The organism is Stieleria maiorica (assembly GCF_008035925.1).
Taxonomy (GTDB): Bacteria; Planctomycetota; Planctomycetia; order Pirellulales; family Pirellulaceae; genus Stieleria; species Stieleria maiorica.
On record NZ_CP036264.1, the window covers coordinates 5,155,896 to 5,181,643 of the forward strand.

The following is a 25,748-nucleotide window of genomic DNA, read 5'->3' on the forward strand; positions in this document are numbered from 1 at the left end:
GACGTGGAGTTCGCAACAACGCCCTCCTCCCAGGCTCGTCCCGATAGGCACCAGGTTAAGACGCAATTCGCCGAACTCCTAAAGCAACCCTTTCTGCCAGGGTGGCTTTTGTCTTAACTTGATGCATACGCCCGCAGGGTTTGGCGAAACGATTCCAACAGACGGCTTTGATACCGATAGGGATTCCAGACGGCGACGATGGTGCGTGTCGGTCGGACACCGCTGAGCGAACGATAGACCCGGCGGTCGGATTGATCCAAGCGGCGGGCCATCATCGGGATCATGGAAATCCCATGCGAAAGTGAAACGAGCTCTTGGACCGTCGCCATCTGGCTGGTGCGTTCGACCGACACCGGATGAAAGGATTGCTGTTTGCAAAACGAGACGATATTGTCGGACAAACAATGCGCTTCGCCGAGCAAGACGAAGGGAATCTGTTCGATGTCAGAGAGCACGATCGATGGTTTGGACACCAGTTCGTGATCCGGCGGCAACACTAACATCAGTTCCTCGTCCAACAGCGTTTCGATCTCCAAATACTTTGCCTCGATCGGCAACGCCAGGATTGCCAAGTCAACCTTGCCATCGGCACAGTCTTTCAACAACGCATCGGTCGTTTGCTCTTGGACCACCACGGTGGCATCGGGATAATCCGTCGCGAACCGGCGGAGCAATTCGGGCAAAAAGAACGGGGCAATCGTCGGGATGGCCCCGACACGTATGCGTCCGGAGCGTCCATCGTCGACGATCTCCGCCAACGTGTCTTCCAAGATCACCAACACTTCTTTGGCGCGCCCCTGCAGCAACCGGCCGGCATCGGTCAGCGCGACACAGCGGGCCTGGCGTTCGAACACCGGTTGACCGAGTTCCTCCTCCAGGCGTCCGATCGATCGGCTGAGTGCGGGCTGAGAAATGCCCAGGTGCTCGGCCGCCCGAGTGAAGTTGCCGTCGCAAGCGACCTGCAAGAAATAGCGAAGTTGGTCCAGTTCCATGGTGCAGGAATCCCGTCGAGAAGTGCCCTGTTGATTGAGTCATTCTCGATGAATGAACGGGACGATACTAGCCCGAAGCGCATGCGAGTGGATCAGCTGCGTCACTTGCTTGCGCTGCGAGCTTGTAAATCAACCGGCCCCAAGCGAGCGAGTTTCCGCTTTTGGCGCGTCGATCCATGCAACGCACGATGCTATGGCAACTGTGCTATGGCAACTGTGCTATGGCAACTGAAACAACTTCCGGGCGTTCTCGGTGGTGGTTTCGGCGAGCGACTCGGGAGACACGCCGCGGACTTCGGCCAGACAGCGCAGCGTATGCTCGACGCGGGCCGGTTCGTTGGGACGCTTTCCGCGAAACGGTTCGGGGCTCAGATAGGGCGAGTCGGTTTCGACCAACAACCGATCCGTGGGAACCCGCTTTGCCACCGCTCGCAATGCGTCGCTTTTTTTGAACGTCACCATCCCGGCAAAGCTGATGTGCAATCCGAGGTCCAAGCACGTTTCGGCGCACTGCCAATCGCCGGTGAAGGAGTGCATGATGCCCGGCGGAACGCTGCTTTGCCGTTTCAATTGATCGACGATCAATTCGCCGCTTTCCCGCATGTGAATCACCATCGGCAACGCGGTCTGGCGACAAAGTTGCATGTGCCGGTCGAAGTAGACGTGTTGCAGTTCGATCGGAGTGTCGTCCCAATAGCAATCCAATCCCGTCTCGCCGATCGCGCGGACACCGGGGTATCCGGCCAACGCTTCGATGATGGCGAAATCGTCGACGTCGGCTTCGGCGGCCGAATTCGGTTGAATGCCGACCGCGGCGTACAGATAGCCCGGGTACTGGGCGGCCAGATCACAGGCGCGTCGGCTGGTCGCGACATCGATTCCGATCACCATGATCGCTTCCACGCCGGCCTGCCGCGCGCGGTCAACGGTCTGATCCAATTCGTCGGCAAACGCATCGACGTTCAAGTGCGCGTGGGTGTCGAATAATCGCAGCGTCATCAGGCGGAAAAGAAATAGCGAGTCAAGTGATAGAAAACCGGTGCCGCGAAACAAATGTTGTCGATCTGGTCGAGCACGCCCGCGTGACCCTGGACCAGTGTCCCCGTGTCGGTGACGCCGCGGTCACGTTTGATCGCGCTCATCGTCATTGCCCCACCGCAGGCCATGGTGGTCACGACGGCGGCCAGCACGCCGGCCTCCCAAGGGTAAAACGGGGTCGCCCACGACAGTGCGGCCGCAATCAATCCCGTGGTCACCATCGACCCCAGCACGCCTTCCCACGTTCGTGACCCGTTGATTTTTTCGGCGATGACGTGGCGCCCGGCCAACTTGCTCCAGCCGCGTTCCAGAACCGCCGCCAGCTGCGCGATCACGACTAAAAAGATCAACACGCTGACGTTGCTGCCACGCCAGGGTTCGCCGCCGGTTCGCACCAGTTGCAGATCCAACAGTGCCGGCGCGTAGCTGAGCGCATAGACACAGATCAGCAACCCGGCTTGGATCTTGGCACTACGTTCCAGGAACCGTTTGTAGTCGCCCGCGATCGCGGCGCGGGCCGGAATAAACAGGCTGGCGTACACCGGGATCATAATGCTGTACAGGCCGTAGTAGTCGTTCTGCGGCACATAGCTGGGCGGATGGCTGCCCAGGGCGATCAAGATGTACTGCAGCGGCGTGAACACAAAGAACACCCAAAACAAGGTGCGGTGATCACCGCGCCGCGTCGGAGTCATCGTGATGAATTCACGCAACGCCCAAAACGACACGAATCCGAACAGCACGACGACTCCGATTCGCTGCAACAGAAAACCGAACACGAAGATCGCCGTCATCAACCACCAGACGCGCAGTTTCTGGTTGTAGCGCCGGACGAGCGCCGAATCGACGCCCATCGTTTCACGGCGCGACAGCAGGAACCCCACCAGTGACGCGATCCCCAGTGCGGACAGGATCACGGCAACGAGAATCATTGCCCGCGTGGACAACCAGACGGTGCTCGCCAGCATCCCTATCTCTGGTCGAAGAAGAGTGTCGTTCATCAGGGTTCCCGATTCACTGCGATGTCATCGCAAACCAATCACTGCTTGATTTGATCGACGACCGCATCCCCCATCGCATCGGTGCTGACGGACGGACCGCCGCGGGCGATGTCGGCGGTTCGCAGTCCGGCGGCCAACACGTCGGCGACCGCTTTTTCGATCGCCGCGGCTTCGGTTTCCGCGTTCAACGAATGACGCAGCAACATCGCGGCGGCAAGAATCGTCGCCAACGGATTGGCGATGCCTTTGCCGGCGATGTCCGGAGCCGACCCGTGGATCGGTTCATACAACCCCGGGCCGCCACTGCCCAACGACGCGCTGGGCAGCATGCCCAACGACCCCGGCAACATCGACGCTTCGTCGGTCAGGATGTCGCCGAACATGTTGCCCGTCACCACGACGTCAAAATCAGACGGGCGATTGATCAAGTGCATCGCCATCGCATCGACCAGCACGACGTCGTACTGCACCTCGGGAAACTCTTCGGCCATCACCCGGGCGGCGGTTTGACGCCACAACCGACTCGGCTCCAACACGTTGGCCTTGTCGACGCTGGTCAATCGGTTGCCGCGACCCTTGGCCGCCTGTGCCGCCAGTCGGACAATGCGTTCGACTTCACGAACACTGTATACCATCGCTTGACTGGCGGTTTCATCGGGCCCGGATCCGGTCCTGCTCGATTCGCCGAAGTAGATTCCGCCGGTCAATTCACGCAAAAACAGGATGTCGGTGCCTTCGATGATCTCGCGGCGGAGCGGTGAAGCATCGATCAGCTGGTTGAACAATTTGATCGGCCGCAAATTGGCGAACAGCCCCAGTTCCTTGCGGATCTTCAGCAAACCCGCCTCTGGACGCGTTTTCGCCGACGGGTCGTCCCATTTGGGGCCGCCGACGGCACCCAACAGAATCGCATCCGAATCCCGGCACGCTTGAATAGTCGCCTCCGGCAGCGGATCACCGGTTTCGTCGATCGCGATTCCCCCGATCAACTGCGATTGAAACGTGAATTCGTGGCCGAAACGATCACCGATCGCTTCGAGCACACGTTTGGCTTGCTGCGTGATTTCGGGGCCGATGCCATCACCGGGCAATAGAACGATGGAAGCTTTCAAGGTAACTGAGCTGGTAAGGGGGAGGAATGATCGGGATGCGAAGGAAACGCGTACTGTAGCCGAATCCTTCCCTTTTCCCCAGAGGCGCTGCGGACGAATCGAGTGGCCGAATGACCGGATTTAGCCGCAATTTCGTTCCCGCCAGAACTCGGCTTGGTGCGGGTTCCCACGCGGCGGGACGAATTGCCCGTGGCGGGGGGCAATCGCGACGCAACTTGTTGAACGGCCTGTTGATTCAATCAACGGGCTGAGAACTGTTTCGTTCAATAGGCCCCCGACGACATCATGCAAGCTGGAAACCTCGGCAGATCGAGCGACATCGGGCCCTACGCCCCGACTCCGATCGTCCTCCATCCACAGGCCACCGCGCCGGAGGACGAGTTTGCGAATCAGGGTGGAGCACCACTCCCGATCTCGACCGTTCGCGTGTTGCACGTCGTTAACGGGGAACATTTCGCGGGCGCCGAACGCGTCCAGTCACACCTCGGGCGGTGCTTGCCGCGATATTCGGTCCAGGCCGACTTCGCCTGCGTCAAACCGGGGCTGTTTGCGAAAACTCTGGCCGATCACGGCGGGGCCTGGGGGGGCTGTTACCGCACCGAAATGAAGAACCGCTTTGACGTCCGCGCCGCCTGGAAGATTCGTCAGCTGGCCCGACGAAACCACTATGACCTGTTGCACGCGCACACACCACGAACGGCGATGATCGCCTCGCTCGCCTCGCGTTTAACCGGACTGCCCTGGATTTACCACGTCCACAGCCCCGCCGCTCGCGATTCGTCCAAACCGCTGACGAACCATCTCAACGCGGCAGTCGAGAAACTCTCGCTGCGCGGATGCAACCATCTGATTACCGTTTCAGAGAGTTTGCGGCTGGATTGCATTCGTCGAGGTTGCCGCGAGGAGGATGTCTCGGTGGTTCACAACGGCGTGCCCGCCATTTGTCCCGAAAGAACGAGGACGCCGATGGTCGGCGGTCGCTGGGTACTGGGGATGGTCGCCTTGATGCGACCGAGAAAGGGTCTGGAGGTGGCGTTGGAAGCGGTGGCAAAGTTGCGGGACCGCCACGACGTTCGACTGCGGATCATCGGCCCGTTCGAAACGGAAGCCTACAAGGAATCGATCGAGGACCTGATCGCACAGCTGCAGATCACGGGACTGATCGAGCGAGTCGGATTCACCGAGAACGTTCCCGCGGAACTGGCCAAGCTGGATGCGATGGTGCTACCGAGTCTGTACGGGGAAGGGCTGCCGATGGTCGTCTTGGAAGCCATGGCCGCGGGTTTACCGGTGGTCGCGACACGCGTCGAGGGGACCCCCGAAGCGGTGACCGACGGCGCCCAGGGATTGCTGGCCGAACCGGGCGATGCCGAGAGCTTGGCCGGAAAACTGGACGAACTGATCTCGGGCGTGCACGACTGGCAACAAATGTCCAACGCCGCGATCGAACGTCACGGGGAAGCGTTTTCCGACATCGCGATGGCCAGCCGCACCGCCGACGTCTATCGAAAGGTGCTGGCCAATACGATCCCGACGATCCGCTAATCTTCCAGCAGGCTGTCACAGACCTGGACCGTCGCCCAGTTCTCTTTCTGACGCTCGATGAATTCCAGGTGCCGCGGTGCCGTTTGATAGACGTCGTGCGTCGCGCGGTCACGGAAGATCACGTGCAGCGAGACGTCGAATTTGACGTTCACCGCCCGGTCCAGGTCGGTGTCGCGGCGACCGACGGAAAACCCTACCACGCCGTCATGGTCGTCCAGGTATTTCTGGCAGTCAGCGACCAAGCTGTCGACCGCTGCGGGGCTGTTGTCTTTGAGCGTGAAAAAAACGTGGTGGGCGAGCCGTGCCATGGAAAAACCTTGCGCGGATTCAAAGGGAAATTCGGGAATGCGTCAGCGCCACGTATCCTAACCAAACCGCGCCCCGTGGCGAGCCCCCGAAGGAACGCGGTAAATTACCTCGCCCGCTGTCTTTCCGCGAGCCTTGTCTCTCTGCGACCCTTCCCAAGCGATTCCATGACGACTCCGGCCCAACGCGTCCAAACCCTGCGCGATCAAATCCGCGCGCACGACCATGCCTACTACGTTCTGGCCAAGCCCTCGATCAGCGACTTGCAGTACGATCGCTTGCTGGAAGAGTTACGTGCGCTCGAAACGGAGCACCCGGAATTGCTGTCCTCCGATTCACCGACCCAGCGAATCGGTGATCAACCGGTCGAGCACCTGGTCCAAGTCCCGCATCGCGTTCCGATGCTGTCGATCGACAACACGTACAGCCGCGAGGAGTTGAAAGCCTACTTTGACCGCACCGAAAAACTGCTCGATGGCGAGTCGATCGAGTGGGTGATGGAATACAAGATCGACGGCGTGGCGGCGTCGGTGCGATACGAAGCTGGGGAAATGAAACTCGCGCTGACACGGGGCAACGGCACGGTCGGCGACGACATCACGCACAACATCCGCACCGTTCGTGATCTGCCGCTTCGTACCACGGGAGACAAAACGCCCAGCGTTCTGGAGGTCCGAGGCGAAGTCTACATGACCAACACGGACCTGGCGGATCTGAACGAGCGACAAGTCGCGGCCGGCGCCGAGCCATTCAAGAACACCCGCAACGTCACCGCCGGAACGATCCGGTTGCTCGATCCGGCCATCGCCGCAGAACGCAACCTGCGTTTCTTTTGTCACGGTGTGGGCGAAGTCGACGGGCTGGCCGCGAAAAACCACATGCAGTTTTTGCAGGAAATCGCCTCCTACGGCATCCCGATGACTCCCGATGTCCGTGTGTTCCCTAACGCGGCAGCTGTGCTGGTGGCGGTCGAAGCCTTGGAACAGGGCATGCCTGACTTGGAATTCGAAGTCGACGGGATCGTATTCAAGGTCAACGATTTTGCCCAGCGCGAAAAACTGGGCATGCGGAGCAAGAGTCCGCGCTGGTTAATCGCTTATAAATTCGAACGCTACGAAGCGGTCACGCGGCTGAACGACATCAGCGTCCAGGTCGGAAAGACTGGTGCGGTGACGCCGGTTGCGCATTTGGAACCGGTCGACATCGCCGACACCACCGTCTCGCGCGCCTCACTACACAACGCCGACGAAATCGAGCGTCTGGACGTGCGCGTCGGCGACGTTGTTGTGGTCGAAAAGGCGGGCAAGATTATCCCCAAAGTCGTCCGGGTGGAAAAACACCTCCGCAAGGGTGTGTTGCCGGCGTATCAATTCCCGCAAAACTGTCCCGAGTGCGATACCGAACTGGTGCGTGATGATGGCGGGGTCTACATCCGCTGTCCCAACCCCCAATGTCCCGCGCAGCTGAAACAACGATTGATCTACTTCGGCAGCCGTCCGGGTATGGACATCGACGGACTGGGCGAAGAGGTCGTGGATTTGCTGTTGGGACACGGCTTGGTGCACAGCTATGCCGACCTGTATCGGCTGTCGGTCGACCAGGTCGCGGCGCTGGACTGGTTGAAACCGCGAAAGGGTAAAGACGGGAAACAAATCATCGTCAAGGTCGGCGAACGAAATGCGAAGAATCTGATCACGGGGATCGACAACAGCCGAGACCGCGGGCTGGCGCGAGTGCTGTCGTCGATCTCGATTCGCCACGTCGGCCCGCGCGTCGCTTCGCTGATCACGGCCAAGTACCACACCCTAGACCTGCTCCGCGAAGCTTCGGTCGAAGATCTGGCGGGGCTGCATGAGATCGGCGACCGAATCGCCGAGAGCCTGCATGACTTTTTGCACAGCGATTACGGCCGGAAAACGCTCGACGAACTCCGATCACAGGGCGTGCAACTCGAAGACCCCGAACCTGTCGCGGTCGAAGGCGGTCGTTTGTTGGAAGGGAAGACGGTCGTCGTGACCGGGACGCTGAAACACTACAAACGAGACGAAATAAAAAAATTGATCGCCGCACTCGGCGGCCGGGCCTCTGGCAGCGTCAGCAAGAACACCGACTTTCTGGTCGCGGGTGAAAAAGCCGGCAGCAAGCTGACCAAAGCTAACGAATTGGGGGTCCAGGTGCTCTCCGAAACCGCGTTTCAGGAGCTGGTCGCCGGCGCAGACTCCTAGTTGGCTTCCAGGCTTGTCAGGGTAGGCGGGCTTTGGCATACTGTGCCGCACTTGGCGAGGTAGCTCAGTCGGTTAGAGCGGTGGCTTCATAAGCCATAGGTCGCTGGTTCAAGTCCAGTCCTCGCTACTTCTTTCCGCGGTCCGCAAGTCGACCGCCTCTCTCAGGCCCCCTTCGATCGGGGCTGCCCGCCCATCATGCTGCCGTTCTCCACACGCAAGCAGTTGCCCCACGGGCCGCTCGCTGGCCGGCCTGTTAATTTAATCCGATCACACGTGGGATCAGCCGTTTCGCGCAAGCGTACGGGCCTCCAACACCAAGAAAACGCACTGTCGCCCGTAGGCTCGCGCCAAACGGCTGATTCAATCAACAGACCGTGACGCTTCCCGCTGGCATTTCTATCGTTTCGCTGATCTCTCCTGTCGGATTTGCCCGCTGAGGTATGCTGGGGAACGACCGCGTTGCCGCGTCTTCTGAGCGCGTGTGCCGCACCGAAATTGACGGGGGATCGCGACCTTGCTGTATGAAACTGACCGCTGGCTGACGCTCCCGAACCTGGTCACCGGCGCACGCATCGTCGGATCCCCCGCCTTGATCCCGTTGGCGATCGGGCGGCACATGACCTTGCTGGCGGCGCTGGCGCTGTTTCTGGTGTTCACCGAGTGGCTGGACGGATTCCTTGCCCGGCGATCCCACATGACCTCCTCCGTCGGCGCCCGCTTGGACACCGTGGCGGACGCGGTCTTCTACCTTTCGCTACTGGGGGCCTTGCTTGCCCTTCAAGGCGATCAGGTTGCCAAAGAGAAGTATTGGATGCTGGCCGCCATCGCGAGCTATGCGTTGAGCTGGTCGGCATGCTTGGTCAAGTTTCGGCAGTTGCCCAGTTACCACACGTGGGCCGCCAAGGGCGTGTGGCTGATCATTATCCCGGCAACGATCTTGTGGGTCGCCGGCGTCACTCCCTGGCTGGTGCGTGTTTCCATGGTTTGCGTGACGCTGGCCAATCTCGAAGCCATCTACATCACCCATGTCCTTTCCCAGTGTCAGGTCGACGTTCCGTCGCTGTGGCACGCCAAGCGGATTGAAAGACTGCGCTCGATGACATGAGGGACACTCCCGTGATGTGGGCGGAATGACAGGAAAATGGGTGACAAGAAAATGGCATCATCCTTGAGCCGACCACTGAGGCCCCCCCTATAATCAGCGCTGGTGTTGTTCTGTCATTTCGATCTGGTGGAGGTCGGTACGATGCGAAGGCTGCTGATTGGACTGTTGGTGATCGGGTTTGTTTTCCAATCTGGTGTTGGGGCGGACGAGGACAGCAACGATGCGGTCAAGAAGGAGCGAAAGCGACTGGAAGGCACCTGGCAAGTCACCTCGCTGGTGGTCGGTGGCAACAAGTCGAAAAAAGAAGACGTGCAAAAGCTGACGGTCGTCAACGGTGACGACGGGACTAGGAGCGTACTTTCGGAAGGCAAAGTGGTCAGCAAAGGCACCAGCACGCTCGCGCCGATGGCCGAACCCAAGACGATCGACTTCACCGCCACCGAAGGCGGGGGCAGCGGCGATCGCTTTGTCGGAATCTATCAACTGGGCAAGAAAAAACGAAAACTCTGTTTCGTGCGCGCCGACCAGGAGCGTCCCACGGAGTTCACATCCACGGCTGAGAACAAATACATTCTGGTCGCTTACAAACGCGTCGAGTAGCAAACAACGCGTTTCACGGCATCCAGCGTTCGTTAAAGAACCCCGCCGCTTGGACCTTGCCGGGATCACGCATCGTCGCACCGTCGGTGATGTCGATGATCGCCCAATCGGGTAATTTTGGCGTTTGGCGGGCGTTGTTCAGGTAGTCATATTCGCGAAACGTAAACCCACTGTTGATAACGATGTAGCGATCGGGATTCAGCGGATTGGGATAAACCATCGCGACCGCATGGCCGCGCCGAGAGAAGCTGCGCCCGCCAAGCTGAATCGAATCCTCGCCCCACCTGACCGGCAACGAATCGGCCAGTCGTGCGATCACGGAGTTGGATCGGGGATCACCGAACAGGATCAGGTTGTGCGATTCGATCTGCTGCTTGGTCAGTTCGCGATCGGACACGCTTTGAATGTCGCCGCGAAAGTGTTTGCGCCAATGCAATTGTGCGTGCTCCGCTTCCGACGCCGCCCAAGCATCGACGTCGCCGTCATCACCGCTGGCTGACGGAAGCACAAACAAAAACGAATCCATGAACGCATCATCGATCGGCCCCTGCATCCCGGGACGTTTGCGAAGCTCGGAGTCGTCGATCGATCCCAATTCCCACCGGCCATTGTCGCGGATCAGTTCGGCCGTCCAGGAGCGATCCGATCGGATCGGCGGTCCCTGAATTTCATTCCCATCGATTTCGACGACGGGGCGTTCGGGGAACGAGGCCGGCCATTGACCGGGGGCGAAATCCAAACGCAGGTGGGTGACGTTCGAGGTTTCGACCACGAGTCGCGACGGTGCGGCGTCGGCATCAAGCCGCGCTTGGACGCGCGCGGTTTCCCAGTGGTTAACCAATCCATGCACGGACACCCAGTGCATTCGGTTGTAACGCAGTGTCTGGGTCGTCAAGTCGATCGTTCGCGGCACATCGGGGCGAACCGCGGCGGCAAGCGCGTTCATACGCCGTTCGATTTCGAGCTTGGAATCTTCGTGGATTTTGTGTGCCGTTTGCGGACCGATGATGTGCACCAAATCGATGTCGTGTTGCGTCAGTGCCTGTTCCATCACATCGGCCGCCTGTTTTTGCCGATCGATTTCGCCGCTGTAGGCGACGGTCGGGCAGTGGATCAGGTTGCGTGCCCAGTGGGGGCAATCATAAAGCCGCCACAATGTACGCTGGTAGTCCGGCGTGGAGGTCAGATCTTCGCCTTGGAATGACTTCAAGAACTCGGGGGTTTCGGAGAAACCGGCGCCGGGGTTTGCCGCGAAAAATCGATCCGCATAGTGCGTCGCAAACTGCCAACACGCCGCGCCGCCCATGGAAAAACCACGAACGCTGATGCGGTGATCATCAACGGGAAGTTGGTTGCTGACGTGGTCGAGTGCTTCCAGGACGTCGACTTCGCCGGCAAACTTGAACGCGTTGGCGTAGCGACCATAGGGATGCAACACGAACGTGTCGTCGGGCGTGTACTGGCCGGCGGAGGTTCGCCCCTTGGAAAGGAAACCGACTTCGCTGAGTGTTTCGCCGCGTCCGTGGAACCAGATGTCCAAGCGCCGTGGACGTGAGTCACCATGTGCGTACCCGGCCGGAACCACCAACGCATAGGGTTGATAGGATTGGTCGATTTTTGACTGGTAGCCACCGATGATCAATCGCTGCGTCTCGCCGTCGCCGATGCCGACCACGCGGCTCCAACTGGGCGTGACCGCTGCAACTTCGATCCGCCGCTGTGCCTCGTCGAGCAACGTGACGGCGGCGTCGAAATCTTGCGGCTTGTAGAATTGATCGAACTCCAAGGCGAGTTCGACCGCGCGGGGAAAGACCAGGATTTCGGGCGTCAACCGCGACAACATTTGGTAGGCCTGTTGATGCTGCGCCTGCTGCCATTTGTTGCCTGTACGCGTTTTCTGTTCCGCGCGATTGAGCATTTCACTCCAAATCCGACGGACCGCTTGGCAACCGTCATTCAGTTGCCGCGACTGTGCGTCCTCCAAGGCTTCACCCAGAGGCGGGATTGGCCGGACCGAATCGGGGCGGTTGTCGGCGGGTCCATCCGCAACAGCGATCGACGTCAAACAGAAACCAACAACGACCAGCAACAGACACTTCACGGTGGGACCCTTAACGGCAAGGTGATTCGGCGGGGAAGCGGAAAGTATAGTTGGTTGCGAGTTTCAAGTTCCAAGTTTCAGGTTCCAAACGACATGATCCTGCCAAGTGATAACTGACTCGAAACCTGAAACTAGGTTTTGTCCGAATGGCACGTGCTTAAGCCAATACGCTGAGCCGTAGGCGCTAGCCTCGGGCCTTCCAAGTCTCGAAGGGCAATCCAAGGCCCGCGGCTAGCGCCGTCGGCTCACTAAGCCCGTGCCATTCGGCTTTGTCCCTAAACCCAGCCAGGGTCGTAGGTGGTAGCGGAATTCGCCAAGAATTTCCGCTTTTCCCGTGTGAAGTGCCGCGAATCGAAAGCCTTGGCGGCTTCCGCGACGGGTTTGGGGACAAAGCCTAATTCAACACGGCGTCGGCCCACAGGCTGGGATCTTCGGTGACAGGGTATTCGGGGCCGGCGCCGAGGGTTTGCCAGCCGAGTTCGCGGTCGATGACGGCGTAGTAGAGTGCCAGGCGAGATTGCTCGGCAGGGTCGAACCCCGTCAGTGCGGCGGTGGGAATCAGACCACGGAGTTCGTAGCCGTCGTGCCGCGCGAACGTCTTGATCGACAGCGCGTCGGGGGCGATCGGTTTTGGGTTTCCGCGGGCGCGATGGATTTCGATCAGGGATGCGATCGGGCGTTCGCGTCGTGGTCCGCCACCGGCAGGCATGAACAGGAAACGGTGGCAGTACTGCGTCGCGCGGTGGATGTTGGGGCTGCAACGGGTATCGATCCAAAGATGAAAACCGTCGCTTTCGTCCAGCCGAGTTTCGCGACACCAAGGGACCTGCCGTTTGCCATTGACCAGCACATGGACGCCGAGCCCGGCTTCGGACCACCCCAGCCGCACGTCGGCAAAGACCTTGCGTCCGCCGAGAGCCCCGAACGATGGCATCCGACACGTCTCCGGAAGCTGCAGGCCCTTGGACGTCCATTCCAAATCCGCTTTCTGAACGTCGACTTCAAAACGAAACAGAAACGTCGGATCGATGAAGTCTTTGGTCTTGGAGTTTGAATTGGCCAAGGAGGCGTCCGTCGTGTTTGGGATGAATTCCTCGTTCCGCGGCTCCGCCTTGGAACGCGCTGTGAATTCCTCGTTCCGCGGCTCCGCCTTGGAACGCGCTGTTTGTGTGGCTCCGCCATTCCTCGTTCCGAGGCTCCGCCTTGGAACGCGCTGTTTGTGTGGCTCCGCCTCACGTCACAGTCAGTCCGCGAGGCGGAGCCTCCGATGCATTGTGTTCCCAGGCGGAGCCTGGGAACAAGTGGATGCCGGCTGCGAGGGCTCCTCGCCTCGTCCCCGCCGGATTACAGGGGATGGACTCCTCGCGTCGTCCACTACCGTTTGCCCGAATCTTAAGGCGAGACGAAATACTATCGGTCCCGCGGCACGACCAACTCGCTGATTCGATCGAGTGCCAGTCGCAGCGACTTGGCAGCCATCACAAAATTGGTGTGCCCGCTGACTTCGGGTTGGATTTCCTCGTACAGCTCGGTGGCTTTACGCAGTTTGGAAAGCTTCTTTTTGGCCATCTTTAGGTAGCCGGCATCGTCCTGCACTTGGTCGATCGGCCCGACCGCCAGGATGAAGTCGTAGATGTCTCGAACCACGCTCCGCAGTTCTTCGTCGTCCTCGGCTTCGTCGGCATGTTTCAGGAACGTTCGAACCATCCACAGGTGGGCGACTTGGCGGTCGATCGCTTCGACCCGGTCATGGGCATCGGGCCGGTCGTTTGCATCAGGCACAGTCATTGGCGTCGGTCACGGGAGCGTTCATCTCACAGCGTTTCGGCGGCGGATTCCGGTTGGTGTTCGGAGTCCGATTCGTCGCCGGGTTCCGCGACCGCCGCGGCCGGTTTTTTCGGTGCGTGACCGTGGGGCGTGTTCATCGCGACCAAGACCACGCCGACGACAGTCAGCCCCATGCCGACCCACAGCAGCGGATTGATTTCCAGCGGACCGTGCCCGCGCAGTTTGATGATCGAAACGATCGCGGTGACCGAGACGGCGCCGCCGAACACGATCGGCATCACCAGCAATGCGTTTCCGCGGCTGGTCATCATCGCCGTGGTCAAGCACAGGGCTCCAAAGGCGCCCAGGGTTCCGGCCAAGAATCCCCATTTCGCCGGCAGGAAGTGCGTCATTCCCTCCACGCCCGGCACCGGGCCGGCGTAGCTGAAACTGTCGCCTTTGACCTTCATCATCGCCAGACCGCCGGCGATCGCGATCACCAAATAGGCGATCCCGATGAACACGTAGGGTTTAAACGGCGTCCAGCCATCCGGCGGAAGCAACGGTTTGCCATCGACCCGCGGTGTTTGCGCATTTCCGATCGTCGGGCCGTAGCAGCCCCAGAAGATTGCAGTGCCGAGGGCAAAGAGGATTGGAATCAACATCTTGTTCATGAATACCTAAGCGGAAGTGCTTCGTGGTGGTGGGGGGGGGCCGAATCAGATTTTGTGAAGGAAATGACAAATGTCGCCATCTTGCATGACGTAGTCCTTTCCTTCCACGCGTAGTTTACCGGCTTGGCGAATCTCTTTTTCGCTGCCGTAGGTTTCCAGGTCTTCCAGTGTATAGACTTCACAGCGAATGAAACCCTTTTCAAAGTCGGTGTGGATCACACCCGCCGCTTGGGGAGCGGTCGCACCGACGGGGATTGTCCAGGCCCGGACCTCTTTTTCTCCGGCGGTGAAGTAGCTTTGCAGCCCCAGTGTCTTGTAGGCCGCTTGGGCGATCGTACTGAGTGCCGGTGCGTCCAACCCGACGTCGGCCAACATCTCTTCGCGATCGGCTTCGTCCAGCTCCGCCAGCTCCGCTTCCAGTTTCGCGCTGACGCAGACCACGTTGGCCCCGGATGCCTGGGCGTGCTTTCGGACCTTGTCCACCAGCGGATCTTTGCCTTCCAGGTCGTTTTCGTCGACGTTGGCGACATACAGAATCGGTTTGGCGGTCATCAATCCAAAACTGTGGATCGACTTGGCCTCCGGTTCGGTCAGGTTGAGGGTCCGCAGGGGCTGTTCCGATTCCAAGTGCGCGTTGCATTTTTCGATCGCCGTCACCCGGATTTTGGCCTCCTTGTCACCGCTGCGGGCGGTCCGCTGGGCTTTGGCGAGCGCGTTTTCCAGCGTTTGCAGGTCGGCCAAAACCAATTCGGTTTCGATCGTGTCGATATCGGCCACCGGATCGACGTTGCCCGAGACGTGAATCACATCGGCGTCTTCGAAACAGCGCACCACTTGGACGATCGCGTCGACTTGGCGGATATGGCTGAGAAACTTATTGCCCAAACCCTCTCCGTCGCTCGCACCTTTGACGATTCCCGCGATGTCCACCAACTTCAGTGCCGCTGGAATGGTCTTTTGCGGGGTGATGTATTTCGTGATTCGGCCCAAACGTTCGTCGGGAACGTTGACGATCCCCTCGTTGGGTTCGATCGTGCAAAACGGGTAATTCTCGCTTTGGGCGGCCTGCGAGCTCGTTAACGCGTTAAAAAGCGTGCTCTTGCCAACATTGGGCAATCCGACAATCCCGGCTTCCATGGCTCTGTTCAAACAGGGGGCGTGGGTGAAACGGGAAAGCGTATCATCGGACGCCGGGTTTTCGTAGGCCACGAAGCGGAACCGCTAGCCCTTTCCCAGCCGCTAAAACCCGGCGGCCGGTCGCCTTGTTCGCTCACATTTGCGCCATTCCACTGGTTGCCCCGTGCCCTGTCTGACGAAAGGATCTAATCGCACGACGCGTCTTGATGCTTCAGGGAAGAAACTGGCCGAGCCGCCCCTTTCAACGGGTGGATCCCCCCCTTCGTTTCCTTTCCATCCCCAGGTTTTCGCGTGCGACGCATCTCTCTCGGAATTCTCATTCTGGGCGGCGGAATCCTCTTCTCCCTGCCGTTTCGCAAATCGAAGCTGCCTGATCCCTCGACCGTCCAAGAGGGTTTGAAGGGAACAAGACCGACTTCATTTGACGACGCGTCGATCGAAATGCTGGTCCGCGAGGTGACCGAGGAAGTTCACGTCCCCGTCGTGTACGATCCGCAGACAGACTATTGTCCGCCGGCCCAACCACAACAAACACGACAACTGCCGCTGACCTACCAGGACCTGGCGGTACCGGTGGACCGCGATCCATTCTACGAAAGCCACTTCAACGCAACCGCAGATGTCGCCGCCGGCAATCACGACGCGGATGAATCGCAACGACTGGCCGAATTGGAGCGTCTGTTCGCCGAAACAAAGTACGTGGACCAATCCATCGCAGCGGCGCATCACCACGCGGGACAGCCGGATCAAAGCCCGCCACCGGTAATCGCCCCCGATGGCAAGCAGTGGACGTTTCAGAACGCGATCGGTGAACCCCCGTCGTTAGCGACGCGCTCGTCGAATCCCGCCGGACCACCCTCGATCGTCGGCGCTCAACTGGCCAGTTCCGATTCGATCGGGAAGCCGGTCGGCGAATCCCAGTCGCGTGAGGCTTCGGTGCTCTCGCCCCTGCCGCCACCGGATGATCGCGCCGATGGAATCGACGTCGACCGTCCTCGTCATTGGATTCAACAGCCTGACTGACGCCGAGGTCGCGTGCGTCTTGTCACCGCCTCGTTGAATCCAGGCTGCGTAGCGAGATTGGCACCGAGCGTGTAAAACACCGGAGATACTGCTTTCGGCGAATGTCACAACGTGATGAACGCCGATTCCCCACTCGGCCACCACCACCTGACGCGCCCCTTGGACTATCGATCGATCATGAGCGGCCACCGCCGCGGCATCTCGGCCGGACTGATGCGTGCCGGACTTGCACTCGCGGCCGTGCCGTATCGCCTGGTGGTGGCGCAACGAAACCGGGGCTTTGATCGTGGCCAGGGTGTCGAACGTTGTGCGGCGACCGTGATCAGCGTCGGCAACTTGACCACCGGAGGCACAGGAAAGACACCGATCGTTGCGGATCTGGCGCGCCGGTTTCGCCGACACGACATCCGAGTGGCAATCGTCTCGCGTGGCTACGGTCGTGGCGACGCCGATCAAAATGACGAAGCGGCGGAATTGCATCAGCGATTGCCCGATGTCCCCCACGTGCAAAACCCCGACCGAGTCGAAGCGGCTCGCATCGCCGTCGAAGAATTGGAATCGCAGCTGATTCTGATGGACGATGGCTTTCAACATCGGCGACTGCATCGCGACCTGGACATCGTCTTGGTCGACATGACGTGTCCGTTCGGTTATGGACACCTGTTGCCGCGCGGCTTGCTGCGCGAGCCCATCAAAAGCCTCCGCCGCGCCCAGGTCGCAATCCTGACTCGCTGCGACCAAGTCGACGAGCCGGCGATCGATGACGTGATCGCCACGATCCGCTCGGCGAACCCCGCCATCGTGATCTTGCGTTCCAGTCATCGACCGAGCGGTTTGTTGCAATTCCCCGATCAACAGACTGCGGTTGAGGACCTGCGTGGTCAGCGAGTCGGACTGATCAGCGGGATCGGCAACCCGGCTGCGTTCCGAAGAACCGCTGAAGACGTCGGCGCTATCGTGGTCGCGGAGAAGATCCTGCCCGACCACGCTCATTACGACCGTGAAACCGTCGAACGGCTGCGCCAATGGGCGACCGATTTAGGGGACGCCCGCCAATTGATCTGCACGCAAAAAGACCTCGTCAAATTGCAAACCGATCGGATTGCCACCCTACCGCTGTCGGCGCTGACGATCGACGCCGAAATCGAACCGTCCACCGAATTCGATGCGATGCTGCAACAGATCGCTACGGCGATTCACACAACGGAATGATCTCGCTGGTCGATTCAACCAATTCCTTGATCGTCACGCCGGCGAACGCAGCTTCGGTCGCCGCGTAGGCTTTGTCCAACTCGGCATGAAGCGGGCATAACTTGTGGTGCGACTTTAAACCCAACGGGCAATGACGAATCCGCTCGATCGGAGCGACAACGCTGACGACGTCCAGAATCGTCAACTCGTCGGTGGTCCGACTCAACTCATAGCCGCCCCCGGGCCCCGGACGCGATCGCACCAACCCGGCCGCGGCCAAATCCTGCAGCACACGCGTCAGATAGCGACGCGGCACCTTGGTCTGCTCCGCCAAACGGTCGGCCGACGCCGGTTCCCCAGGCTGGCTGCCCAGGCATGCGACGGCCCGGAGCGCATATTCGGCGGTTTTGGAAAGCATGAATTTGCCCGAAATCCGAGATCGACTAAATAGTGCACATTGACGTGCAGATTAAAGCATCATAACCTGAGTGGCGGCGTCACGAGAGCCGATGCGCGCCATTTTGTCAATGATTGCGAAGTTTCCCGTGCGCCGGAGAAGATTGTCAATGCGTCCCTGGTCCGCCCTCGCCATCCTGATCCCCTGTTTTGTGTCCCTCTGCGGCGTGACTCGCGCCGTCGCTCAGCAGGACAATTTCGAACGGGAGCCGATCAATTATCTTGATGCCGAGGTCAACGATCCGGTCGCCCAACTGTCCCGGCGGCTGCAATCGGGCGAGACGACGCTGCAATACGACGATCAGTTCGGGTATTTGCCCTCGGTGCTCGACGCCCTGGACGTACCGACGAGTTCTCAGACGCTTGTTTTTTCTAAAACGAGTCTCCAGCTGCATCGCATCTCACCGCGACGCCCGCGGGCGCTTTACTTCAATGACGATGTGTACGTCGGCTACTGTCAAAGGGGCGATGTGCTTGAATTCGCCACGACAGACGCAAACCAGGGCGCGATCTTTTACACGCTGAAACAGTCGACCTCGGAGGGCCCGCCGAATTTTGTCCGTGATCGCGGGAACTGTTTGTCCTGCCACGCCTCAAGCCGCACGCAGGGGGTTCCGGGCTACTTGGTCCGCAGCGTGTTCGCCGATCCGGCGGGCCGGCCCAAGCTGGGCAGCGGGACTTTTCTGACCGACCACACCAGCCCGTTCGAACAACGCTGGGGCGGTTGGTATGTGACGGGCAATCACGGTGCGATGCGGCACATGGGCAACACGATCTGCGAAGGCGACGAGTACACGTTTGATCGCGATCCCGGTGCGAATCAGTCAACTCTGGACGAGTACATCGACACCGACGACTACATTGCACCGCACAGCGACATCGTGGCGCTGATGGTGTTGGAGCATCAGACACAAATGCACAACGCGATCGCGGCGGCGAACTACGAGACCCGCCAGGCGTTGCACCAGTCGTATCAGATGAACGAATTGCTGGAGCGGCCGAAGGATCATATCAGCGAAAGTGCCCAGCGCCGGATCGCTGCGTCGGCCGACCGCGTCCTGCGATACCTGTTGATGGCCGACGAATTTCAGCTGACCGACACCGTGACCGGTGCGTCGGAGTTTGCCGCCGATTTTTCAGCCCGCGCGATCAAGGATTCGCGCGGACGTTCGCTCCGTGACTTTGACCTGCAAACCCGGTTGTTCAAGTATCCCTGCAGTTACCTGATCTACTCACCCGCCTTCGACGCCTTGCCGAAGCAGGTTCGCCAGCAGGTTGTCACGCGATTGTTTGCGATTCTTGAAGGTCGCGATGATTCGCCGGACTTCGATCACCTGTCGCCCAAAGTGCGTCGCGAGATCCTGGAGATCCTGGTCGAGACGAAACCCGAATTCTCCGAACAAGCGCCCTAGCTGATACCGGCGAAGTCAAACGGTTTCAGTTTCGCGGCGTCGCGTTGCAACCGGTTCAACCACACCGACTTGGGGACGCCGTAGTCGTCGAACAACTCGGGTCGAAACATCGCCAAGGCGGACGAGGCGACTTCGTGGTTGGCTTGCGCGAGGGCGGACGTTTCACTGGTCCGCCGCACCAACATCTCTCGCATCGCGGCATTCATCAACCAAGTCGTCGTGTCGCGGTGAGCACACGACGCACCTTCGCGAACTTCATCGTAAAACGTTCTCGATCGCTCGATGTCAATGCTGTACTGGAACGAACGATCGCGATGGACGCTGACCCGTCCGATCAACCAATCGGTCCAGCGTTCGACGCCGTAGCGGAGTCGATTCAGCCGGACGGTGTCTTGCACCCGCGCCCCACAGGATTCCAACATGATCTGTGCCACTCGATTGCTCGCTTCGATGTGTCCCAGATAGATGCCATGGGTGACCGCGGAAAGACTTTGGTGACTTTCATGGCTCTCCTCACCATCGACGGCGGCGGTTTCCGCCCCGATGGCCGCAACGACGCGGGTCAACAGTTCCGAAACCAGGACCTCTTCCAAGACGACCACGTGCTCGGACCACCAGTCGGCCAATCGGCCGTAGTTTCCGGCGTGCTTGGCATCGCGGTAGCGGCCCATCACTCGATGCCACAGTTCATGCCGAGAGCGCGATGCCGTCCAATAGCGCATGATCGTTGCCGAGGGAATCCGCGGCCGCAGTTCCAATAACGAAGGGCCATGCTGGGACAAAGTGGCAGCAAGATCGGCAAGGGTAACGCAATGCATGGATGGCAAACCGCAATCGGGGGCGAAACGCAGAGAACGCGAACGCCCAGATGCAGAAACCGTGCCCAAGACGGTTGAACCGGTCAAAGCCGGTCAAAACGCAACACGCGTCACCCGCTGCTCGCCCAACGTCGCCCCCACCCCACAACGCCCGTTGCCGATTCGCAACAGGTGTTGGGGAAAGTTACCTGCCGGCTGAACGAGGACAGAAACTCCCAGCTCCCAGCTCCCTTTACCCCGCTCTTCGATAGTACCCCGGCTCGTCTTTCCCATCGCCGTCCCAGTCGCCGACGACGGGTTGGGCGTCGGCGTCGCCGGGAGGCAGTTCGATGCGGAGGTCGTTGGCGGTCATCTTTTGATCACCGTCGGAATCGATGATCCAGGTGTTGCCTCGGATCACGCCGACTTCATCGATCCCGTCGCCATCGAAATCGCCGACGATCGGTTGGTCACCGGGCTGGCCGAAATCGAAGGTCGTTTCGGTGGTCTTGCGGCGTCCGTCGCCTTCGGAATCCAGCACCCAAGTGCCGCCGCGGAAGACTCCGATTTGGTCGATCCCGTCCCCATTCCAATCGCCGGAGACCGGAGTGTCGACGTCTTCGCCGAATTGGAACACGTGGTCGACCGCGTCGGCACGCAGCTCACCCTGGTTGCCGCGGCGGAGCAAGCGGGCGCGATCTTGACCGCGCAGGTTCGTCGAAACCAAACCGAGCGTCTTGCGGTTTTCCAGGTAGCGTCGCGATCGATTCGACGGGTCGGGCAATCCGGCGTCCAGTTTGACGCGTTGCAGGTCACGTTCCCACTTGCGTCCGAAGATGCCAATGTCGTCCTTGCCGTCGCCGTCCCAGTCGCCAACGACCGGTTGGTCCATTTCGGTCCCCAGCAAGATCCACAGGTCGCCCTGGTCCCAGACACCGTTTCCGTTCAGATCGACGAACCATTGCCCGGCGACGTAAACGGCCGCTTCGTCATCGCCATCACCGTCGAAGTCGCCGACGAGTGCAACGGCATCTTCGGCACCCAACGTCATCTGCTGGCTTTCCTGGCGGACTTCGCCGTCAAGCGTCATCAGTTTCCATGTGCCCTCGGCGTTGTCACCTTCGGTCCAGTTCTCACTCATTTGCTGCATCGCGACGGCTTTGAATTTGCCGCTCGACGCGATCGTGCCGCGCGGGAACCCGCCGTTGATGATGCTTAAGTGCCACGTGACCGCATCGACTTCGCCGATGAATCGGGGAACGGTTCGGTCGGCCGATTCGCCCGCGGTGAACGCAATGGCTTTCGACTCAAACGTCTCTGGCGGCGGCTGAATCACCGGCGGCGTCTCTCGATCGGGTAGCGGCAAAATGTCCGAAGGCGGTGGTTCCACGGGCGGTTCAACCGGCGGATCCACCGGAGGCTGCTCGGGCGGGAGTACGATCTCGATTTGGACTTCACTGAAGTTGTTGCGTTCGGAATCGTCCGCCGCACCGACGCGGATCGACAACAACGCGTCAAAGGCCTGCGTGCCGTCGATCGCTGCGATTAGTCGCGATTCTTCCTCGCTGTACCGATCCGCCGCGTTGACGGCCAACCCGCCGGTGGTTCCCGGCGTGTCGATCGAATCGGTCAGCCCGTCGGGTTGACTTTGGAACAGCGTGTACGTGCCGGGCCGCAGTCCGGCAAAGACATAGGCGCCATCGCCGTCAGTGAACACGACCGAGTTTTCTGCCGCGGCGCCCGACAAGAACGCATCATCGGACAGCCGATTGCCGGCGGCGTCGCGGATTTCGATGCGGACGCCTGCGATCGGCGTGTCATCACTGGTGAACATCCCATCGCGGTACTGACGCAACGCTTCGGGCGGAATCGGCGTTTCTGATTCAATCACCCCGCCGTCGATGAAGACGAATCCGGCGATCGACGCGGGGGGGATTTCGGGGAAATGATAGCCCGCCGCATCCACTCCGCTGCCGATGTCGATCCCTACGATCACGTCGTCTTCGGCGACCTCCCCGCCACGATCGCCGATCAGTTGCCCGCCGTGAAAGTAGTCGACGGGCTGTTCCTGACAGACGCTGTACACACCCGGTGGAAGTTGATCGAAAACATAGCGACCATTCACGTCGGTTCGGGTGGTTTCTATGACCACGCCGTTCTCGTCGACCAACTTGATCGTCACACCGCGGATCGGATCTTCGTCAGCGTCTTGCACTTGATCCTGATCACGGTCGCTCCAGACGGAGCCGGAGATCGATCCGGGTTCGAACTCGCAGAACAGGTAATCGACCGCCTCTTGCCCGGGTTGCAGCGACACGGACATCAAGTCGACGCCCAAGACAATGCCACCGGCGCTGCCGAGTACCTGGCCGCCCTGCAGGAATCCGTCGGGCTGATGTTCGAAGATCGTGTACTGGCCGCCCCGCAAGCCGTCGAAACGATAGTCGCCGTTTGCGTCGGTGATGGTCGTTGCGACGCGGTTGCCGTGGGCGTCACGAAGCTCGATCGTTACGCCTTGGATGCCGCGTTCATCGTCGTCGCGGATGCAATCGCCGTCGGTATCGATGTGCACCGAACCTTCCAGGCTGGCCGGCGGCTCTTCACAGAAGTCGTACTTCGTTGCGACGCTTCCCGAATCCAGTTCGATTTCACTGACTCGGTTCTCTCCGGCAATTCCGCCGTGCGATCCAGCCTTGGTTCCACCGTCGAAAAACCCGGACGGTTGATCTTGCACGACGGTGTAGCGACCGGGTGCCAGATTAGAAAACCGATAGACGCCATCCGCGTTGGTCAGAACCGAAGCGACTTCGGTCCCGTTTTCGTCCATCAAGCGGATCGTCACCCCGGCCAATCCGACTTCATCGTCGTCGCGGATGCAGTCCCCGTCCAAGTCGACGTGCACCATGCCGGCCAGCGACGCGGGCAGCAGTTCGCCAAAGTTATACTCGGTCCCCGAAAGGCCTTGTGGCAGATCGATCCGCTGGAAGCGGTCGTTTGAGGCGACGCCGACCGGCTGGCCATCGACTTGCCCGATCGAATCGATTCCGTCCAGGTAACCGGCCGGTTGCGATTGACGAACTTCGTACACCCCTGGTGGCAGATCGTTGAACTCATAGCGTCCGTTGGCATCGGTGCGTGTGGTCGCGACCACCGCACCGTCTTCACCGACCAGCGTCACCAGCGCGCCTTCGATTCCGTCTTCTCCCGTGTCTCGGCGTCCATCATTGGACTGATCGTGATAGACGTAGCCCGAAAGCGAGACCGGAGCGATCTCACAAAAATCGTACTGCACGCCGATGCCACCGGGCGTCAGCGTGATGTTCTGGATCATCGTCCCGTCGATCGCGCTGCCGCTTTGAATCCCATCAATGGTGCCGACATGCGATTCACCATCCAGCAGTCCCGATGGCGTGTATTGCACGATCCGATAGGTGCCGGGCGGAATGGCATCGAAACGGTAGCGGCCCATGGGCGTCGTCGTGACTCGCGAGATCACGTTGCCGTCGGGCGTTTGTAATTCGACGATCACGCCGCCGAGCGGCTGGTCGGATCCCGGCGTGAAGACGCCGTCACAGTCCTCACCCGGTGCGACCAGGAACACATTGCCGGACAGTTCGCCGAGGGCGAGTTCGCCAAAGTTGTAATTGATCCCGACGTCACCGCCGTCCAAGCGGATGCCGTGAATCCGATCGCCGGGATTGACCGCCGTGCCCACGATTTGTCCGTCGATCGTCCCCGCCGCGTCGCTGCCGTCGACAAAATCCGCCGGCTGGGTGACCTCGATGATTTCGTATTCACCCGGTGCGAGGCCATCAAACGAATAGGCTCCGGTCGCGTCGGTGATTGCCGTGAGGATGCCCTGGTCGGCGATCGCATCGACCGGAACGATGCGTACGGTCACGCCGGCGATCCCAGATTCTCCGGGGTCCCGAACGCCGTTGTCATTATCGTCGGCATAGACCGATCCGCTGAGCGATGCCGGCGCCGCTTCGGCAAAGTTCATTTCGATCGCGTCGGTATCTCCCAGCGGGATTTGAATCGACGACAAGACATCCAGGCTGGATGCCACACCGGTGGTTTGCCCGGCGACGGTTCCGGGAATCGCCGCAACGCTGTACAAACCATCGGGCTGCTGTTGCACGACGCGGTATTGTCCGGGCATCAGATTCAGCGAGCGGCCGAATTCGTAACGCCCGTTGCTGTCGGTGCGCACACGATGTCCGGTGTCGACATACTGGCCGTTCTGGTCTGCGGCGAACAAAGACAGCTCGACATCGGACAATCCCGATTCGCCGCTTTGCCAGATGGCATCTAGATTGTTGTCCAACCAGACCCCGCCGCTGATCGAAACCGGTTTCGGCGTCTGGACGGTCGATGCGACTGCAGCGGCGCTGCGGTTGGGTCGGCTGTCGGGACCGGAGCCTTCGTCCGGCGGCAGGTTCAATCCGTAATCGACGCCGGGGCTGCCGTAATCATTCAGAAAGATCGCGTCCGCAGTCACGGATTCGTAGTGCGGTGCTTCGAACACCGCTTCCAAAATCGAATCCTGGAACTCCTGACCGGAGGTGATGACGTCCAAGCGATCGTTGAAAACCTCCAAGTCCAGCGAGTTGCGCAGGACTTCGTCGACGTCGATGGTGAATTCCAGTCGGTCGCCGGCGCGAAAGTTTTGCAGGTTTAGGACCAACTCTTGTCCGCCGTCGGCCACGCTGGCCTGGGCCGTCGCGATCCGTCCGTCGGCGGTGACGATTCGAATGATCTGGAAATCATGCGCGTTGCTCTTCCCGCGCCCGCCGAGCTGGGTGTCAAAGATCGGATCGCCGACCGAAATGCCGTCGCCATCTTTGTCGGTGCGGATCCGCAATTGCTGGAGCTCGGTGTCGGGAGCGCCGCCGGTGAACGACAGGATGAATCGATCGCCCTGGGAATCGCTACCCACATCGTTGTCGGACTCCAAGTAGTCCGTTTCCAGATAAACCACACCGACATGGATCGGATCGGCGGCCAACAATTCTCGTCGTTCCAATTGCTGCGGCCGCGGCGCACGTCGTTTGACGTCCGACGGCTGTTTCCGCGAAGAACGGCGAGTACGTTTGGGTTTCCAAATCACGAGCGCGGCACCTCCCTGTGCCAGTACGAAAAAGGGGTCAGGCCTCTTTTTTTCGGGATCACGTTGATGTCCAGGCTTGAGGCGGTTCCCGGTCGCTGCGATGCAGCGAGCATGGGCGGCTAAAGCCTGGACACCAACGGTTGCCGATTCTTCACA

20 protein-coding genes and 1 tRNA gene are annotated in these 25,748 nt (G+C 60.1%); 8 read left to right on the forward strand and 13 right to left on the reverse strand.

Annotated elements, in window-relative coordinates; genetic code table 11:
- Nucleotides 1-113: 113 nt before the first annotated feature.
- From Mal15_RS17480 to leuB, 4 genes are all read right to left on the reverse strand, one after another.
- Nucleotides 114-992 (reverse strand): LysR family transcriptional regulator, encoded by an 879-nt coding sequence (locus Mal15_RS17480; RefSeq protein ID WP_147868949.1) that lies wholly within the window; start codon nucleotides 990-992, stop codon nucleotides 114-116.
- Nucleotides 993-1,211: 219 nt separating this feature from the next.
- On the reverse strand, nucleotides 1,212-1,991 hold the full coding sequence (locus Mal15_RS17485; protein WP_147868950.1) for a TatD family hydrolase: 780 nt from the start codon (nucleotides 1,989-1,991) through the stop codon (nucleotides 1,212-1,214).
- Entirely contained in the window at nucleotides 1,991-3,031 is a 1,041-nt protein-coding gene (locus Mal15_RS17490; RefSeq protein ID WP_233902855.1) for a phosphatidate cytidylyltransferase, read from the reverse strand. The genes Mal15_RS17485 and Mal15_RS17490 overlap by 1 nt, the downstream gene beginning before the upstream one ends.
- Before the next feature lie 38 nt (nucleotides 3,032-3,069).
- Nucleotides 3,070-4,143, reverse strand: a complete 1,074-nt coding sequence (gene leuB, locus Mal15_RS17495) for a 3-isopropylmalate dehydrogenase (RefSeq protein WP_147868951.1) — start codon at nucleotides 4,141-4,143, stop codon at nucleotides 3,070-3,072.
- 285 nt (nucleotides 4,144-4,428) lie between these two features.
- Here leuB and Mal15_RS17500 point away from each other — a divergent pair, with 285 nt between their 5' ends.
- Complete coding sequence (locus Mal15_RS17500) at nucleotides 4,429-5,688, forward strand: glycosyltransferase family 4 protein (protein ID WP_147868952.1); 1,260 nt, start codon at nucleotides 4,429-4,431, stop codon at nucleotides 5,686-5,688.
- Here the strand turns inward: Mal15_RS17500 and Mal15_RS17505 are convergent.
- Nucleotides 5,685-5,996 (reverse strand): Dabb family protein, encoded by a 312-nt coding sequence (locus Mal15_RS17505; protein WP_147868953.1) that lies wholly within the window; start codon nucleotides 5,994-5,996, stop codon nucleotides 5,685-5,687. The two genes, Mal15_RS17500 and Mal15_RS17505, sit on opposite strands and share 4 nt — an antisense overlap.
- Before the next feature lie 165 nt (nucleotides 5,997-6,161).
- On the opposite strand from Mal15_RS17505, the gene ligA reads away from it, so the two are divergent.
- The 4 genes from ligA to Mal15_RS17525 all read left to right on the forward strand — a co-directional run bounded on the left by ligA (nucleotide 6,162) and on the right by Mal15_RS17525 (nucleotide 9,924).
- Nucleotides 6,162-8,219, forward strand: a complete 2,058-nt coding sequence (ligA, locus tag Mal15_RS17510) for an NAD-dependent DNA ligase LigA (protein WP_147868954.1) — start codon at nucleotides 6,162-6,164, stop codon at nucleotides 8,217-8,219.
- A 53-nt stretch (nucleotides 8,220-8,272) separates the two neighbouring features.
- Nucleotides 8,273-8,346 (forward strand) — tRNA-Met (locus Mal15_RS17515).
- 387 nt (nucleotides 8,347-8,733) lie between these two features.
- Nucleotides 8,734-9,324: a CDP-alcohol phosphatidyltransferase family protein gene (locus Mal15_RS17520; RefSeq protein WP_167546878.1), complete on the forward strand. Its 591-nt coding sequence runs from the start codon at nucleotides 8,734-8,736 to the stop codon at nucleotides 9,322-9,324.
- Between the two features lie 141 nt (nucleotides 9,325-9,465).
- Nucleotides 9,466-9,924: a TIGR03067 domain-containing protein gene (locus Mal15_RS17525; protein ID WP_147872138.1), complete on the forward strand. Its 459-nt coding sequence runs from the start codon at nucleotides 9,466-9,468 to the stop codon at nucleotides 9,922-9,924.
- Nucleotides 9,925-9,937: 13 nt separating this feature from the next.
- Here the strand turns inward: Mal15_RS17525 and Mal15_RS17530 are convergent, their stop codons facing one another.
- The 5 genes from Mal15_RS17530 to ychF all read right to left on the reverse strand — a co-directional run bounded on the left by Mal15_RS17530 (nucleotide 9,938) and on the right by ychF (nucleotide 15,603).
- Nucleotides 9,938-12,025, reverse strand: a complete 2,088-nt coding sequence (locus Mal15_RS17530) for a prolyl oligopeptidase family serine peptidase (RefSeq protein ID WP_147868956.1) — start codon at nucleotides 12,023-12,025, stop codon at nucleotides 9,938-9,940.
- Between the two features lie 394 nt (nucleotides 12,026-12,419).
- Nucleotides 12,420-13,088: a DOMON domain-containing protein gene (locus Mal15_RS17535; RefSeq protein WP_233902856.1), complete on the reverse strand. Its 669-nt coding sequence runs from the start codon at nucleotides 13,086-13,088 to the stop codon at nucleotides 12,420-12,422.
- Nucleotides 13,089-13,435: 347 nt separating this feature from the next.
- Nucleotides 13,436-13,813 (reverse strand): amidohydrolase, encoded by a 378-nt coding sequence (locus Mal15_RS17540; RefSeq protein WP_147868957.1) that lies wholly within the window; start codon nucleotides 13,811-13,813, stop codon nucleotides 13,436-13,438.
- 26 nt (nucleotides 13,814-13,839) lie between these two features.
- The gene (locus Mal15_RS17545; protein WP_233902857.1) at nucleotides 13,840-14,457 is read right to left on the reverse strand and encodes a hypothetical protein; all 618 of its coding nucleotides are present in this window, start codon (nucleotides 14,455-14,457) and stop codon (nucleotides 13,840-13,842) included.
- 54 nt (nucleotides 14,458-14,511) lie between these two features.
- Nucleotides 14,512-15,603 carry a redox-regulated ATPase YchF gene (ychF, locus tag Mal15_RS17550; protein ID WP_147868958.1) on the reverse strand — a complete coding sequence of 364 codons (1,092 nt, stop codon included), beginning with the start codon at nucleotides 15,601-15,603 and terminating at the stop codon, nucleotides 14,512-14,514.
- A 291-nt stretch (nucleotides 15,604-15,894) separates the two neighbouring features.
- Between ychF and Mal15_RS17555 the strand changes: the two genes are divergently transcribed.
- Together Mal15_RS17555 and lpxK are read left to right on the forward strand one after the other, a co-directional pair.
- Entirely contained in the window at nucleotides 15,895-16,626 is a 732-nt protein-coding gene (locus Mal15_RS17555) for a hypothetical protein (RefSeq protein ID WP_147868959.1), read from the forward strand.
- A 114-nt stretch (nucleotides 16,627-16,740) separates the two neighbouring features.
- Nucleotides 16,741-17,838: a tetraacyldisaccharide 4'-kinase gene (gene lpxK, locus Mal15_RS17560; RefSeq protein ID WP_147868960.1), complete on the forward strand. Its 1,098-nt coding sequence runs from the start codon at nucleotides 16,741-16,743 to the stop codon at nucleotides 17,836-17,838.
- Here lpxK and Mal15_RS17565 read toward each other — a convergent pair.
- Nucleotides 17,813-18,235 (reverse strand): Rrf2 family transcriptional regulator, encoded by a 423-nt coding sequence (locus tag Mal15_RS17565; RefSeq protein WP_147868961.1) that lies wholly within the window; start codon nucleotides 18,233-18,235, stop codon nucleotides 17,813-17,815. The genes lpxK and Mal15_RS17565 overlap by 26 nt on opposite strands.
- 148 nt (nucleotides 18,236-18,383) lie before the next feature.
- On the opposite strand from Mal15_RS17565, the gene Mal15_RS17570 reads away from it, so the two are divergent.
- Entirely contained in the window at nucleotides 18,384-19,685 is a 1,302-nt protein-coding gene (locus Mal15_RS17570; RefSeq protein WP_233902858.1) for a hypothetical protein, read from the forward strand.
- Here the strand turns inward: Mal15_RS17570 and Mal15_RS17575 are convergent.
- The gene (locus Mal15_RS17575) at nucleotides 19,682-20,503 is read right to left on the reverse strand and encodes a hypothetical protein (RefSeq protein ID WP_147868962.1); all 822 of its coding nucleotides are present in this window, start codon (nucleotides 20,501-20,503) and stop codon (nucleotides 19,682-19,684) included. The two genes, Mal15_RS17570 and Mal15_RS17575, sit on opposite strands and share 4 nt — an antisense overlap.
- Before the next feature lie 232 nt (nucleotides 20,504-20,735).
- Nucleotides 20,736-25,508, reverse strand: coding sequence for an SdrD B-like domain-containing protein (locus Mal15_RS17580; RefSeq protein WP_147868963.1), 4,773 nt, complete (start codon nucleotides 25,506-25,508; stop codon nucleotides 20,736-20,738).
- Nucleotides 25,509-25,748: the final 240 nt, after the last annotated feature.

What these genes read in the sequence shown, in the direction of transcription:
- Mal15_RS17480 (WP_147868949.1), bottom strand. Translation starts at nt 992, where the DNA reads ATGGAACTGGACCAACTTCGCTATTTCTTGCAGGTCGCTTGCGACGGC.
- Mal15_RS17485 (WP_147868950.1), bottom strand. Translation starts at nt 1,991, where the DNA reads ATGACGCTGCGATTATTCGACACCCACGCGCACTTGAACGTCGATGCG.
- Mal15_RS17490 (WP_233902855.1), bottom strand. Translation starts at nt 3,031, where the DNA reads ATGAACGACACTCTTCTTCGACCAGAGATAGGGATGCTGGCGAGCACC.
- Mal15_RS17500 (WP_147868952.1), top strand. Translation starts at nt 4,429, where the DNA reads ATGCAAGCTGGAAACCTCGGCAGATCGAGCGACATCGGGCCCTACGCC.
- Mal15_RS17505 (WP_147868953.1), bottom strand. Translation starts at nt 5,996, where the DNA reads ATGGCACGGCTCGCCCACCACGTTTTTTTCACGCTCAAAGACAACAGC.
- ligA (WP_147868954.1), top strand. Translation starts at nt 6,162, where the DNA reads ATGACGACTCCGGCCCAACGCGTCCAAACCCTGCGCGATCAAATCCGC.
- Mal15_RS17525 (WP_147872138.1), top strand. Translation starts at nt 9,466, where the DNA reads ATGCGAAGGCTGCTGATTGGACTGTTGGTGATCGGGTTTGTTTTCCAA.
- Mal15_RS17540 (WP_147868957.1), bottom strand. Translation starts at nt 13,813, where the DNA reads ATGACTGTGCCTGATGCAAACGACCGGCCCGATGCCCATGACCGGGTC.
- Mal15_RS17545 (WP_233902857.1), bottom strand. Translation starts at nt 14,457, where the DNA reads ATGTTGATTCCAATCCTCTTTGCCCTCGGCACTGCAATCTTCTGGGGC.
- ychF (WP_147868958.1), bottom strand. Translation starts at nt 15,603, where the DNA reads ATGGAAGCCGGGATTGTCGGATTGCCCAATGTTGGCAAGAGCACGCTT.
- lpxK (WP_147868960.1), top strand. Translation starts at nt 16,741, where the DNA reads ATGAACGCCGATTCCCCACTCGGCCACCACCACCTGACGCGCCCCTTG.
- Mal15_RS17565 (WP_147868961.1), bottom strand. Translation starts at nt 18,235, where the DNA reads ATGCTTTCCAAAACCGCCGAATATGCGCTCCGGGCCGTCGCATGCCTG.
- Mal15_RS17570 (WP_233902858.1), top strand. Translation starts at nt 18,384, where the DNA reads ATGCGTCCCTGGTCCGCCCTCGCCATCCTGATCCCCTGTTTTGTGTCC.
- Mal15_RS17575 (WP_147868962.1), bottom strand. Translation starts at nt 20,503, where the DNA reads ATGCATTGCGTTACCCTTGCCGATCTTGCTGCCACTTTGTCCCAGCAT.